Raw genomic sequence first — 13278 nt, 5'->3', positions numbered from 1 at the left:
TTAATCTATCTCGCTGGGGGCGCAGCACTGCCGCGTATAATCAGGTTCGTCTCCAGAAGTCGAGAACCAGAATGTACGTCGTGGCCTTTTAAAAGCTCTAACATCATTAACATCGCTTGTCGGCCAATCTCGTAGCGAGGCTGAGAGATGGTGGTTAACGGTGGATCACAGTATTGTGCAAAATTGATGTCATCAAACCCTACTACCGACAGATCTTGCGGGACACGGAAACCGAGCTTTTTCGCTTCTTGAATAGCGCCGATTGCCATCGTATCACAGTGGCAGAATATCGCGGTTGGTGGCTCCGCTAGCTCCAACAGTTTACGTACTGCTTTTACACCACCTTCAAAAGAGAATTCGGTGACAATACTGTATTGCGGGTCTTTATTGATCCCTGCTCGACGTAGAGCTTGTTGGTAACCTTGCTGACGGAACTGGCACAATACCGCGGTATCGGGGCCTGAAATTTGCGCTATTCGCTTGTGACCAAGCTGAGTCAGATAGTTAACCGCTTCAAAGGCAGAAGTCAGGTTGTCGATATGTACAGTTGGCAATTCCAGCTCTGGTGCAAATTCACAAGCCATGACCATGGGTGGCAGGTTCTTTTGCTCTGGTTTACTCACATCAAACGGTAAGTCGGTACCCAGTAGCAGCATTCCGTCAGCTTGCTTGGTAAATACCAGGTTTACAAACGAACTTTCGCGTTTTTTCTGCTGGCCACTGTCTCCCAGTAAAACCAGGTAGCCGTGTTCCATCGCCGCATCTTCAATACCACGTATGATTTCAGAAAAATAAGGGTCGCAGATGTCAGGAACGATCGTAACAATGGTTTTTGATTCGTTTCGTCGTAAATTACGCGCTAATGAATTGGGTGAGTAGCCTGCTTCGAGTACCGCGTCTTCCACTCTTTTTCGGGTTGAAGAGGAGACTTTCTCCGGGTTCATTAAAGCTCGAGATACCGTCGCGGTAGACACTCCCGCAAGCTGGGCAACATCCTTCATTGTCGCCATAGTGTTTTAACCTCTCAAATAGTTCGCCAAGATGACGTTATTCCCTGTCGTGAAATCGCTGTCATTGAGTACAGTTCATTTCGCACTTAACCATCACATTTCTGGTGTTTATTTATCGGATAAAGCCCGCTTTTACTTCCAGAACAACACTTCGATTTCAGGGAATCTTATAGTGTTCATTTAAAGTCTTTGCCTGCAAAGCACTTAAGACTTTGCTAATTTGGATAGTCTATTCATTTCTATGGCGAAAGTTACGGTCTGTTTAACAAAATCCACAATGACAATGTGATATCGGTCACATTAAAAGGTAATTCATTTCATGGCTAAACGTTTGCTAGCTGAGATCTTGTGGTTCTATGTCTAAATTCCAACGTACTTTTTTGGCATTAGGCAACAACTCAATAGCAGGTTTGGCACTGGTTAATAACTTTTGCATCAATGAACGATGTTGAGTTTGCAGCAAAAGTTGCCAGCGATATTTGCCTGCCCGTTTAGCCAAAGGTGAGGGGGTCGGGCCAAGTACCATACAAGTGTCGTCAAATAATGGGTGAGACTCCAGCGTAAAACGAACTTGGCGCAAGAAGTCTTCGACGAGTTCACTTTGGTTTGCCTCTGCTTTGAATAGAGTCAGGTAACTGTAGGGAGGGAGCTGCGCCAACTTTCTCTCTTCTAAGGCGGTCATCGCAAAGTGACGGTAATCTTTTTGCAGTAGTGCCTGCAATAGGCTGTGTTCTGGGTGATGAGTTTGTAAAATCACTTCGCCAGGTTTACTCGCGCGTCCTGCTCGTCCTGCAACCTGAATAAAAAGCTGCGCGAGACGTTCAGAAGCCCGGAAATCACTACTGTATAAAGAGCCATCCACATCCAACAAGGCAACCAGCGTTACGTTGGGGAAGTGGTGTCCTTTAGCAAGCATCTGCGTACCAATTAAAATCTGGAATTCACCTTTACGAATCGATTCAAGGGCATCCTCTAAGCTGCCTTTACGGCGGGTGCTGTCTCTATCAATACGAATGGCTTTGTATTCTGGGAAGAGTTGCGCCAATTGATGCTCTAACTGCTCTGTGCCGACACCAACCGTCACCAACTGAGTGGAACCACATCCCTGACACTGATGAATGACAGGTTGCTGTGAGCCGCAATGATGGCAGCGTATTTCGTTACTGTATTGATGAAAGGTATAGTAGGCATCACATCGCTTACATTCTGCAATCCAACCACATTCATGGCACATTAGGGCAGGGGAGAAACCTCGGCGGTTAAGGAACAGCATCACCTGATTGCCTGCTTTTAGGTGTTTACGCATTTCAGCAATCAGCGGCGCAGACAATCCGCTTTCCAAATACTGACCTTTTACGTCGAGTACTTTATTGGTGGTCGGCACCGCAGAGCCTGCACGCTGAGTTAATGTCAGATGATGATATTTACCCGTCAACGCATTGTGCAGCGTTTCAAGAGCCGGAGTCGCAGAGCCCAACACAATAGGCACTTGCTCTTTGTGCGCACGCATTACAGCAACATCTCGAGCGTGGTAGCGCAAACTATCTTGTTGTTTATATGACGAGTCGTGTTCTTCGTCGACAATAATAATGCCGAGATCGGCAAATGGCGTCAGTAGCGCGGAGCGTGTTCCGATGATAATTCCAGCCGCTTTATCACGAGCCGATAACCAGGCGTTTAAACGTTCAGTATCATTTAAACCTGAGTGGATAACATCAACAGGCACATTAAAGCGATGCTTGAAGCGGTTAATGGTTTGTGGTGTCAGGCCAATTTCTGGCACCAGAACTAAGGCTTGTCGCCCTTTTTCTAATACAGGCTTGATCAGATTGAGGTAAACCTCGGTCTTACCGGAGCCTGTAACGCCCTCTAATAAATAGCAGGCAAAACCACTTTGGCCATTGACGCTAGCGATGGCTAACGCCTGCTCGTGGTTTAGTTTGGGTTTGTCGACGTCGTTTTCGACTTGCTGAGGCCAGTTAGAAATCGTTGGCATTTTCTCAATTCGCTCTATCCAACCTTTCTCTTCGACCGATTTCAATACGGTTGAGGCGATCTCTTGCTCTACAAATTCTTGGTGCGGGACGGCTCCGTTTACCAGAATTTGCAGAACTTTTTGTTGCTTCACGGCCCGACGGTCGAGGCCTTGCATCAGTTTGTCTTTACCCGCTTCGGTGATCTGCCATTCCTGTAACGTGGCAAAATCGGCTGGCTTCCCTTTTCTCAGCGCAGCCGGCATCGCATTGTGCAGCGTATCGCCTAATGGATACTGATAAAACTGGCTGCACCATGTGAGTAATGAATACAGCTTTTCTGACCAAATCGGCTGTGAGTCCAATACGGCTTTAATGGGCTTTAGCTGCTCTTTAGGAAAATCAGAGTGGTTCACCATCGCGGTGACAATTCCTACCAGAGTCTGACGTCCAAAAGGTACGGATACGCGCCCACCAATGAGCGGGAACAAGTGTCCCGGGATGGCATAATCAAACTGTTTGTCGAGTGGAACGGGTAATGCCACTCTGGCAATGGATGGACGCATAAAATTCTGCTGTAATATAAAGAGGGAAAGGAGCTTAGAGTCTATTAAAGTTGGGATGAAAATTCGAGTAAAGCTGACTGATCACCGTTCAAACAGACGATGAGTAATAGACTGGCTAAAAAAGTGGCGAAAAAATTGCCAAATGTGTTGATCCCATCAGTGCGATTCATTAGTATATCGCGCCTTGAGATATGGCTTCAGCATTATGCTGATGCGGTATCGCACTTTTGATATTAATTACGTGTGGTGTGCGGCTTAGATTCGTATAGCGACACGGCCTACTATTGAGGTTATCCCATGAAAGCTGGTATCCACCCAGAATACAAAGCAGTAACTGCTACTTGTTCTTGCGGCAACTCTTTTGAGTTCAACTCTACTCTAGGTAAAGATTCAATCCACCTAGACGTATGTGACAAGTGCCACCCATTCTACACTGGTAAGCAACGTATCGTTGATACAGGCGGCCGTGTTGATCGCTTCAACAAGCGTTTCGGTGCACTATCAAGCGGTAAGAAATAATAGCAGACGCTATTACGATTACAGTTTAGAAAAGGACGCTTCGGCGTCCTTTTTGTTTATGAGGCAACTGGCTGGTGGCCCTAAAACCGTCAGTTAAAACTCAAAAACAACAAGTTAAAAATTGTCTCGATTATTTTTCACTCAATGCTTGCAACCTAAAATGTGATCTGTATAATGCAGCGCACTGGTTAAGCCAGTTGTGAACCAATGAGCAGTGAGGAGCTAATAAATTCAAGGATTTATTAGGTAATGTAGACTCAGCTTATGTTCGCGGTTAATACAATTAGCTATCTTTTCTTCGGAAAAACTATCCCCAAAGGTGACTTTGGTATGTAGGGATAGTTAATCGAAAATTAACTGACAATGCGTCCTAATCTTGGATGCTACGGTTTCACATAAATCAATCGGCATTCTCTCGTCTTGACGAGTTTGAGTGGCGATATTGTTTGTGTAATTTATTTAATTTGGAGCTCTGTCTCATGCAGAACCAACGTATCCGTATCCGCCTAAAAGCTTTCGATTACAAACTAATCGATGCTTCTACAGCGGAAATCGTTGAAACAGCTAAGCGCACTGGCGCACAGGTTCGTGGTCCAATCCCACTACCAACTCGTAAAGAGCGTTTCACAGTTCTTATCTCTCCACACGTTAACAAGAAAGCACGTGACCAGTACGAAATCCGTACTCACAAGCGTCTAATCGACATCGTTGAGCCAACAGACAAAACTGTTGATGCTCTAATGCGTCTAGACCTTGCTGCGGGCGTTGACGTTCAAATTAGCCTAGGTTAAGGGAGATTAGAAGAATGATTGGTCTAATCGGTCGTAAAGTGGGCATGACCCGCGTATTTACTGAAGACGGCGTTTCTATCCCAGTAACTGTTGTTGAAGTTGAAGCAAACCGCGTTTCTCAAGTGAAAACTCAAGAAACTGACGGCTACGCTGCAATCCAGGTTACTGCTGGTGCAAAGAAAGCTAACCGCGTAAACAAAGCTGAAGCAGGTCACTTTGCTAAAGCTGGTGTTGAAGCTGGTCGCGGTCTTTGGGAATTCCGTTTAGAAAACGGCGAAGAGTTCGAAGTTGGTGCTGAACTGACTGTTGAACTATTCAACGAAACTAAGAAAGTAGACGTTACTGGTACATCTAAGGGTAAAGGTTTCCAAGGCGCTGTTAAGCGTTGGAACTTCCGTACTCAAGATATGACACACGGTAACTCATTGTCTCACCGTGCTCCTGGTTCTATCGGTCAATGTCAGACTCCAGGTCGCGTATTTAAAGGCAAGAAAATGGCAGGTCACATGGGTGCAGAGCGTGTAACGACTCAAAACCTAGAGATCGTACGTGTTGACGCTGAGCGCAACCTGCTTCTTATTAAAGGTGCAGTCCCAGGCGCAACTGGCGGCAACGTGATCGTTAAACCAGCTGTTAAAGCATAACGTCTCAGGAGTAAGTAATGGAACTAATGGTTAAAGGTGCTGATGCACTAACTGTTTCCGAAACTACTTTCGGACGTGAGTTTAACGAAGCTCTTGTACACCAAGTAGTTGTTGCGTTTGCAGCAGGTGCTCGTCAAGGTACTCGTGCTCAAAAAACACGTTCAGAAGTTTCTGGCGGTGGCGCTAAGCCATGGCGTCAAAAAGGTACTGGCCGTGCGCGTGCTGGTACAATCCGTAGCCCAATCTGGCGCTCGGGTGGTGTTACTTTTGCTGCGAAACCACAAGATCACAGCCAAAAAGTAAACAAGAAAATGTACCGCGGTGCTATGAAGAGCATTCTTTCTGAGCTTGTTCGTCAAGAGCGTTTAATCGTTGTTGATAACTTCTCAGTTGAAGCACCAAAGACTAAAGAGCTAGTAGCTAAGCTTAAAGAGCTTGAGCTAACTGACGCTCTAATCGTGACTAGCGAAGTAGATGAGAATCTATTCCTAGCGGCTCGTAACCTATACAAAGTTGACGCACGTGATGTAGCTGGTATTGATCCAGTTTCACTAATCGCGTTCGACAAAGTTGTAATGACTGCTGAAGCAGTTAAACAAGTTGAGGAGATGCTAGCATGATCACTGAAGAGCGTATCCTAAAAGTTCTACGTGCACCGCACATCTCTGAAAAAGCAACTATGGCAGCTGAGAAAGCGAACACTATCGTTTTCAAAGTAGCTAAAGATGCAACTAAAAAAGAGATCAAAGCAGCTGTAGAAAAGCTATTTGAAGTTGAAGTTAAGTCTGTAAATACTCTTATCACTAAGGGTAAGACCAAACGTCAAGGTCTACGCCAAGGTCGCCGCAGCGACGTTAAGAAAGCGTACGTTACTTTGAAAGAAGGTCAAGATCTTGACTTCGTTGGCGGCGCGGAATAACAGGAGTAGTTAAAAATGGCTATTGTTAAATGTAAGCCGACTTCCCCTGGTCGTCGTCACGTTGTTAAAGTTGTTAACGCTGACCTACACAAGGGCAAGCCATACGCACCTCTTCTAGAGAAAAACTCTAAGAATGGTGGTCGTAACAACAACGGTCGTATCACAGTACGTCACATCGGCGGTGGTCACAAGCACCACTACCGTGTAATTGACTTCAAACGTACTAAAGACGGTATCCCAGCGACAGTTGAGCGTCTTGAATACGATCCAAACCGTAGCGCAAACATTGCTCTAGTTCTTTACAAAGACGGTGAGCGTCGCTACATCCTAGCACCTAAAGGTGTTGTAGCTGGTGATGTTATTCAGTCAGGTGTTGATGCACCTATCAAAGCTGGTAACACTCTACCAATGCGTAACATCCCAGTAGGTTCAACAGTACATAACGTTGAGCTTAAGCCTGGTAAAGGTGGTCAGCTAGCTCGTTCAGCTGGTGCTTACGCTCAAATCGTTGCTCGCGACGGTACGTACGTAACTATCCGTCTACGTTCTGGCGAAATGCGCAAAGTTCTTTCTGAAGGCCGTGCAACAATCGGTGAAGTTGGTAACTCTGAGCACATGCTACGTGAACTTGGTAAAGCTGGTGCTACTCGCTGGCGCGGTGTTCGTCCAACCGTTCGCGGTGTGGTAATGAACCCGGTTGATCACCCACACGGTGGTGGTGAAGGTCGTACTTCTGGTGGCCGTCATCCAGTATCTCCTTGGGGTATGCCAACTAAAGGCTACAAGACTCGTAAGAACAAACGCACTGACAAGTACATCGTACGTCGTCGTAACAAGTAATCTATATAAAGAGGAATCGCCATGCCACGTTCTCTCAAGAAAGGTCCTTTTATTGACCTACACTTGCTGAAGAAGGTAGAGAAAGCGGTGGAAAGCGGAGACAAAAAGCCTATTAAGACTTGGTCCCGTCGTTCAATGATCATCCCTACGATGATCGGTTTGACCATCGCTGTCCATAATGGTCGTCAGCACGTACCAGTATTTGTAACTGATGAAATGATCGGTCACAAACTGGGTGAATTCGCACCAACACGTACTTACCGCGGTCACGCTGCGGATAAGAAAGCTAAGAAGCGCTAAGGAGTAGATAATGGAAGCATTTGCTAAACATAACTTTGCTCGCATTTCGCCTCAGAAAGCTCGCTTAGTTGCGGATCAAATCCGTGGTAAATCTGTTGACCAAGCTCTAGAAATCCTAACTTTCAGCAACAAAAAAGCGGCTGAACTAGTTAAGAAAGTTCTAGAGTCTGCTATCGCTAACGCGGAGCACAACGAAGGTGCAGATATTGACGATCTGAATGTCGCAAAAATCTTTGTAGATGAAGGCCCAACCATGAAGCGTATTATGCCTCGTGCTAAAGGTCGTGCGGATCGTATCTTGAAGCGTTCAAGCCACATCACTGTTGTTGTAGCAGATCGCTAGAGACTAGGAGAGTAAGCAATGGGTCAAAAAGTACATCCAAATGGTATTCGTCTAGGCATCGTTAAGCCTTGGAATGCTACATGGTTTGCTAACACCAAAGATTTCGCTGACAACCTAGACGGCGACTTCAAGGTACGTCAGTTCCTTACAGGTGAACTGAAAAAAGCGTCTCTATCACGCATCGTTATCGAGCGTCCTGCTAAGAGCATCCGTGTGACTATTCACACTGCTCGTCCAGGCGTTGTTATCGGTAAGAAAGGTGAAGACGTAGAGAAGCTACGCGCAGCTGTAGCTAAAATTGCAGGTGTACCAGCGCAAATTAACATCGCTGAAGTACGTAAGCCTGAACTAGATGCGCAACTTGTTGGTGACAGCATCGCGTCTCAGCTAGAGCGTCGTGTTATGTTCCGTCGTGCTATGAAGCGCGCGGTACAAAACGCAATGCGTCTAGGCGCTAAAGGTATCAAAGTGGAAGTAAGCGGTCGTCTAGGCGGCGCTGAAATCGCACGTTCTGAGTGGTACCGTGAAGGCCGTGTGCCTCTACACACTCTACGTGCTGACATTGATTACGCAACTTCTTCGGCTCACACTCAATACGGTGTGATCGGCATTAAAACTTGGATCTTCAAAGGTGAGATCCTAGGTGGTATGCCAGCAGCTAACGCTGTAGAGCCTAAAGGCGACAAGCCTAAGAAGCAGCGTAAAGGCCGTAAGTAAGGAGTCGACAGATGCTACAACCTAAACGTACTAAGTTCCGTAAGGTTCAGACTGGTCGTAACCGTGGTCTAGCTAAAGGTACTGATGTAAGCTTCGGCGAATTCGGTCTTAAAGCTGTTGGCCGTGGTCGTCTAACTGCTCGTCAAATCGAAGCGGCACGTCGTGCAATGACACGTCACGTTAAGCGTCAAGGTAAAATCTGGATCCGTGTGTTCCCAGACAAACCAATCACAGAAAAACCACTTGAAGTTCGTCAAGGTAAGGGTAAAGGTAACGTTGAGTACTGGGTAGCCCAAATCCAACCTGGTAAGGTTATGTACGAAATGGGTGGTGTACCTGAAGAATTGGCACGTGAAGCGTTCCGTCTTGCGGCACGTAAACTGCCTTTCAAAACTACATTTGTAACTAAGCAGGTGATGTGATGAAAGCACAAGATCTACGCGAGAAAAGCGTTGAAGAGCTTAACGCTGAGCTAATGAATTTGCTACGTGAACAGTTCAACTTGCGCATGCAAGCTGCAACTGGTCAACTACAGCAAACTCATACTCTGAAAGCTGTACGCCGTGATATCGCACGTGTGAAAACTGTTTTGACTGAGAAGGCAGGCGCATAATGAGCGAAGTAAAACGTACTCAACAAGGTCGTGTTGTAAGCGACAAGATGGACAAGTCTATCACTGTTGCTATCGAGCGTTTCGTAAAACACCCTATCTACGGTAAATACGTTAAACGTACGACTAAAGTACACGCACATGACGAGAACAACGAGTGTGGCCTAGGCGACACAGTTGAAATCGCTGAGTGTCGTCCACTGTCTAAGACTAAGTCTTGGACTTTGGTAAAAGTTCTAGAAAAGGCGAAGATTTAATCTCGTTAATTCTATGAAACTCAAGCGGCTCCAAAATATTTTTGGAGCCGTTTATTTTTTGACTACCCAATCACAAAAAAGGGTGGTACAATTCGCGTCCCTTTTAAAGAGGCAGCCCGACCCGTGATGGGTCTAGTTATTAATATTTAGCGGAGCACTAACATGATCCAAATGCAAAGTATGCTGGACGCAGCTGATAACTCAGGCGCACGCAGCGTAATGTGTATTAAGGTTCTGGGTGGCTCTCACCGCCGTTATGCACATATCGGTGACGTCATCAAAGTTACTGTGAAGGAAGCAATTCCTCGCGGTAAAGTAAAAAAAGGTGATGTTCTGAAGGCGGTGGTAGTGCGCACCCGTAAAGGCGTACGTCGTCCTGACGGTTCTGTCATTCGCTTCGACCGAAATGCTTGCGTATTGTTGAACGACAATACTGAGCAACCAATCGGTACACGTATCTTTGGTCCTGTGACACGCGAACTTCGTGGCGATAAGTTCATGAAGATCGTTTCACTGGCTCCAGAAGTTCTGTAAGGAGCACGTAGAAATGGCAGCTAAAATCCGTCGTAACGACGAAGTAATCGTTCTTGCTGGTAAAGACAAAGGCAAGAAAGGTAAAGTAACTAAGGTTCTAGCAACTGGTAAAGTTATCGTTGAAGGCATCAACCTTGTTAAGAAACACCAAAAGCCGGTTCCGGCTCTAGGTCAACAAGGTGGCATCGTTGAACAAGAAGCAGCTATTGACGCTTCTAACGTTGCAATCTTTAACGCAGCTACTGGTAAAGCTGACCGTATCGGTTTCCGTTTTGAAGATGGTAAGAAAGTTCGTTTCTTTAAGTCTAACGGCGAAACCGTTTCTAACTAATTAGAAGTAATTTGGAGTTCTACTATGGCGAAACTGCATGATTACTACAAGTCGTCTGTAGTCGCTGAACTGACCAAACAGTTCAGCTACACAAGCGTCATGCAAGTCCCTAGAATCGAGAAAATCACCCTAAACATGGGTGTTGGTGAAGCAATCAACGATAAGAAACTGCTAGAAAATGCAGCGTCTGATATGGCAACGATCTCTGGTCAAAAGCCACTTATCACAAAAGCGCGCAAATCTGTTGCAGGTTTCAAAATCCGTGAAGGCTACCCTATCGGTTGTAAAGTAACCTTGCGTGGCGAACGTATGTGGGATTTTCTTGAGCGTTTAATTAACATCGCTCTTCCACGTGTACGTGACTTCCGTGGTGTTAGCGCTAAGTCTTTTGACGGACGCGGTAACTACAGCATGGGCGTTCGCGAGCAAATCATCTTCCCGGAAATCGACTTTGATAAAGTTGATCGAGTACGCGGTCTAGACATCACTATTACGACGTCTGCTGGTACTGATGAGGAAGGCCGTGCTCTGCTGGCTGCCTTTAACTTCCCATTCCGTAAGTAAGGTGAAGGGTTACTGTTATGGCTAAAAATTCTATGAAAGCACGTGAAGCAAAACGTGCAAAGCTAGTAGCTAAGTTCGCTGAAAAGCGTGCTGCGCTAAAAGCTATCATCAGCGATGTAAACGCATCTGAAGAAGATCGTTGGAATGCAGTTCTTAAATTGCAATCTCTTCCACGTGATTCAAGTGCATCTCGTCAGCGCAACCGTTGTAACCAAACTGGTCGTCCACACGGTTACCTACGTAAGTTCGGTCTAAGCCGTATCAAAGTTCGTGAAGCTTGCATGAAAGGCGAGATTCCTGGACTTCGTAAGGCTAGCTGGTAATTGCCACTTAATCATTTGGAGTAAATCATATGAGCATGCAAGATCCGATTTCGGATATGCTGACCCGTGTTCGTAACGGTCAGGCAGCAAACAAAGTTGCTGTTAAAATGCCTTCTTCAAAGCTTAAAGTTGCAATTGCTGCACTACTAAAAGCTGAAGGTTACATCGTTGACTTCGCTGTTGAAGGCGAAGCAAAACCTGAGCTAGAAGTTACTCTTAAGTACTTCCAAGCTAAACCAGTAATCGAGCAACTTAAACGTGTTTCTCGTCCAGGTCTACGTGTTTACAAGAAGAAAGATCAACTTCCTTCTGTAATGGGTGGTCTTGGTATTGCTATCGTTTCTACTTCCAAGGGTCTTATGTCAGACCGCGCTGCACGTAAAGCAGGTCTTGGTGGTGAAATCATCTGCTACGTAGCTTAATAAGGAGTAGACTATGTCTCGTGTTGCAAAAGCACCTGTCGCTATTCCAGCTGGCGTAGAGGTGAAACTAAACGGCCAAGAAATCACTGTAAAAGGTGCTAAAGGCGAACTAACTCGCGTACTAAACGACGCTGTAGTTATCGCTCAGGAAGAAAACAACCTAACGTTCGGCCCTGTTGAAGGTGCTGCTAATGCTTGGGCTCAAGCAGGTACTGCTCGTGCGCTAGTAAACAACATGGTTGTTGGTGTTACTGAAGGCTTTACTAAGAAGCTAACTCTTAAAGGTGTTGGTTACCGTGCTGCTATTAAAGGCAACGCTGTAGGTCTAACACTAGGCTTCTCACACCCAGTTGAGCACGAGTTGCCAGCGGGTATTAAAGCTGAGTGTCCTAGCCAAACTGAAATTGTGATCACTGGTGCTGACAAGCAACTAGTTGGTCAAGTTGCGGCTGACATTCGTTCTTACCGTCAACCTGAGCCTTACAAAGGTAAAGGTGTTCGTTACGCAGATGAAAATGTGCGTACTAAAGAAGCTAAGAAGAAGTAAGGTAACACTATGGATAAGAAAGCATCTCGCATCCGTCGTGCTACACGTGCACGTCGTAAGATTGCAGAACTGGGTGCGACTCGCCTAGTTGTACACCGTACTCCTCGTCACGTGTACGCACAGGTTATCGCGGCTAATGGCTCTGAGGTTATCGCAGCAGCTTCTACTGTAGAAAAAGCGATCCGTGAGCAAGTGAAATACACTGGTAACGTTGATGCAGCTAAAGCAGTAGGTAAAGCTGTTGCTGAGCGCGCTCTTGAAAAAGGCGTAACTGCAGTTGCATTTGATCGTTCTGGTTTCCAATACCACGGTCGAGTAGCGGCGCTAGCAGAATCTGCTCGCGAAGCTGGTCTGAAATTCTAAGGTAGGGTTGGAAGATGGCTAAAGAACAACAAGTTCAAGCGAATGATTTGCAAGAAAAATTAATCGCAGTTAACCGTGTTTCTAAAACGGTTAAAGGTGGTCGAATCATGAGCTTCACTGCACTAACAGTAGTTGGTGACGGTAATGGTCGTGTAGGTTTCGGTTACGGCAAAGCTCGTGAAGTACCTGCAGCGATTCAAAAAGCAATGGAAAAAGCGCGTCGTAACATGACTACGATCGCTCTAAACGAAGGCACTCTTCACCACCCAGTGAAAGGTCGCCATTCGGGCTCTAAAGTTTACATGCAGCCTGCTGCAGAAGGTACTGGTGTTATCGCAGGTGGTGCGATGCGTGCAGTACTAGAAGTTGCTGGTGTACACAACGTACTATCTAAAGCATACGGTTCTACGAACCCTATCAACATCGTTCGTGCAACGATCGATGCACTAGGTAGCATGAAGTCACCAGAAATGGTTGCTGCTAAACGTGGTCTAACTGTTGAATCTATTTCGGAGTAAGAACACCATGGCAACTATTAAAGTAACTCAAACTAAAAGCTCAATTGGTCGTCTACCTAAGCACAAAGCTACTTTGCGCGGTCTAGGTCTTCGTAAAATCAACCACACAGTAGAACTTGAAGATACTCCGTGCGTACGCGGTATGATCAACAAGGTTTACTACATGGTTAAAGTTGAGGAGTAATCA

23 protein-coding genes are annotated in these 13278 nt (G+C 45.9%); 21 read left to right on the top strand and 2 right to left on the bottom strand.

All coding sequences use genetic code 11. The annotated features are described in order from the left end of the window. Positions 1-5: 5 nt before the first annotated feature. Both cytR and priA read right to left on the bottom strand, forming a co-directional pair. Positions 6-1010 (bottom strand): DNA-binding transcriptional regulator CytR, encoded by a 1005-nt coding sequence (gene cytR, locus OO774_RS14300; RefSeq protein WP_264903267.1) that lies wholly within the window; start codon positions 1008-1010, stop codon positions 6-8. A 334-nt stretch (positions 1011-1344) separates the two neighbouring features. Then, complete coding sequence (priA, locus tag OO774_RS14295; protein ID WP_264903266.1) at positions 1345-3549, bottom strand: primosomal protein N'; 2205 nt, start codon at positions 3547-3549, stop codon at positions 1345-1347. Between the two features lie 297 nt (positions 3550-3846). Here priA and rpmE point away from each other — a divergent pair, with 297 nt between their 5' ends. The 21 genes from rpmE to rpmD all read left to right on the top strand — a co-directional run bounded on the left by rpmE (position 3847) and on the right by rpmD (position 13275). Next, positions 3847-4068 (top strand): 50S ribosomal protein L31, encoded by a 222-nt coding sequence (gene rpmE, locus OO774_RS14290; protein WP_005435070.1) that lies wholly within the window; start codon positions 3847-3849, stop codon positions 4066-4068. Positions 4069-4547: 479 nt separating this feature from the next. After that, a complete protein-coding gene (gene rpsJ / locus OO774_RS14285) occupies positions 4548-4859 on the top strand; it encodes a 30S ribosomal protein S10 (RefSeq protein ID WP_004410492.1) in 312 nt (103 codons plus the stop codon). 14 nt (positions 4860-4873) lie between these two features. Continuing rightward, positions 4874-5503: a 50S ribosomal protein L3 gene (gene rplC, locus OO774_RS14280; protein WP_176290778.1), complete on the top strand. Its 630-nt coding sequence runs from the start codon at positions 4874-4876 to the stop codon at positions 5501-5503. Between the two features lie 17 nt (positions 5504-5520). After that, positions 5521-6123 (top strand): 50S ribosomal protein L4, encoded by a 603-nt coding sequence (gene rplD / locus OO774_RS14275; RefSeq protein WP_041156801.1) that lies wholly within the window; start codon positions 5521-5523, stop codon positions 6121-6123. Then, positions 6120-6422 (top strand): 50S ribosomal protein L23, encoded by a 303-nt coding sequence (rplW, locus tag OO774_RS14270; protein WP_004398471.1) that lies wholly within the window; start codon positions 6120-6122, stop codon positions 6420-6422. The genes rplD and rplW overlap by 4 nt, the downstream gene beginning before the upstream one ends. Positions 6423-6437: 15 nt before the next feature. Next, entirely contained in the window at positions 6438-7262 is an 825-nt protein-coding gene (gene rplB, locus OO774_RS14265; protein WP_264903265.1) for a 50S ribosomal protein L2, read from the top strand. A gap of 21 nt (positions 7263-7283) precedes the next feature. After that, on the top strand, positions 7284-7562 hold the full coding sequence (gene rpsS, locus OO774_RS14260) for a 30S ribosomal protein S19 (protein WP_004394525.1): 279 nt from the start codon (positions 7284-7286) through the stop codon (positions 7560-7562). Positions 7563-7572: 10 nt separating this feature from the next. Then, on the top strand, positions 7573-7905 hold the full coding sequence (rplV, locus tag OO774_RS14255) for a 50S ribosomal protein L22 (RefSeq protein ID WP_264903264.1): 333 nt from the start codon (positions 7573-7575) through the stop codon (positions 7903-7905). Positions 7906-7923: 18 nt separating this feature from the next. Continuing rightward, complete coding sequence (gene rpsC / locus OO774_RS14250) at positions 7924-8622, top strand: 30S ribosomal protein S3 (RefSeq protein ID WP_014230667.1); 699 nt, start codon at positions 7924-7926, stop codon at positions 8620-8622. Positions 8623-8633: 11 nt separating this feature from the next. Continuing rightward, positions 8634-9044 (top strand): 50S ribosomal protein L16, encoded by a 411-nt coding sequence (gene rplP, locus OO774_RS14245; RefSeq protein ID WP_005379577.1) that lies wholly within the window; start codon positions 8634-8636, stop codon positions 9042-9044. Next, a complete protein-coding gene (gene rpmC, locus OO774_RS14240; protein ID WP_005379576.1) occupies positions 9044-9235 on the top strand; it encodes a 50S ribosomal protein L29 in 192 nt (63 codons plus the stop codon). The genes rplP and rpmC overlap by 1 nt, the downstream gene beginning before the upstream one ends. Further along, a complete protein-coding gene (gene rpsQ, locus OO774_RS14235; protein ID WP_005379575.1) occupies positions 9235-9489 on the top strand; it encodes a 30S ribosomal protein S17 in 255 nt (84 codons plus the stop codon). The genes rpmC and rpsQ overlap by 1 nt, the downstream gene beginning before the upstream one ends. Before the next feature lie 162 nt (positions 9490-9651). Then, positions 9652-10023: a 50S ribosomal protein L14 gene (rplN, locus tag OO774_RS14230; protein WP_004410450.1), complete on the top strand. Its 372-nt coding sequence runs from the start codon at positions 9652-9654 to the stop codon at positions 10021-10023. A gap of 13 nt (positions 10024-10036) precedes the next feature. Then, complete coding sequence (gene rplX / locus OO774_RS14225) at positions 10037-10354, top strand: 50S ribosomal protein L24 (protein ID WP_014230668.1); 318 nt, start codon at positions 10037-10039, stop codon at positions 10352-10354. 24 nt (positions 10355-10378) lie between these two features. Continuing rightward, entirely contained in the window at positions 10379-10918 is a 540-nt protein-coding gene (rplE, locus tag OO774_RS14220) for a 50S ribosomal protein L5 (RefSeq protein ID WP_005455660.1), read from the top strand. 17 nt (positions 10919-10935) lie between these two features. Beyond that, complete coding sequence (rpsN, locus tag OO774_RS14215; RefSeq protein ID WP_006963211.1) at positions 10936-11241, top strand: 30S ribosomal protein S14; 306 nt, start codon at positions 10936-10938, stop codon at positions 11239-11241. Between the two features lie 29 nt (positions 11242-11270). Beyond that, the gene (gene rpsH / locus OO774_RS14210) at positions 11271-11663 is read left to right on the top strand and encodes a 30S ribosomal protein S8 (RefSeq protein ID WP_005450567.1); all 393 of its coding nucleotides are present in this window, start codon (positions 11271-11273) and stop codon (positions 11661-11663) included. A gap of 13 nt (positions 11664-11676) precedes the next feature. Next, complete coding sequence (gene rplF / locus OO774_RS14205; RefSeq protein WP_264903263.1) at positions 11677-12210, top strand: 50S ribosomal protein L6; 534 nt, start codon at positions 11677-11679, stop codon at positions 12208-12210. A 9-nt stretch (positions 12211-12219) separates the two neighbouring features. After that, positions 12220-12573, top strand: coding sequence for a 50S ribosomal protein L18 (gene rplR / locus OO774_RS14200; protein WP_005435088.1), 354 nt, complete (start codon positions 12220-12222; stop codon positions 12571-12573). Positions 12574-12587: 14 nt separating this feature from the next. Further along, positions 12588-13091, top strand: coding sequence for a 30S ribosomal protein S5 (gene rpsE / locus OO774_RS14195; RefSeq protein ID WP_004745894.1), 504 nt, complete (start codon positions 12588-12590; stop codon positions 13089-13091). A gap of 7 nt (positions 13092-13098) precedes the next feature. Then, on the top strand, positions 13099-13275 hold the full coding sequence (gene rpmD / locus OO774_RS14190) for a 50S ribosomal protein L30 (RefSeq protein ID WP_000201159.1): 177 nt from the start codon (positions 13099-13101) through the stop codon (positions 13273-13275). Positions 13276-13278: the final 3 nt, after the last annotated feature.

Source organism: Vibrio sp. STUT-A11, from assembly GCF_026000435.1.
Classification (GTDB): domain Bacteria; phylum Pseudomonadota; class Gammaproteobacteria; order Enterobacterales; family Vibrionaceae; genus Vibrio.
The sequence above is the reverse complement of the archived record's forward strand: the minus strand, read 5'-3'. Positions and strand labels throughout refer to the sequence as shown.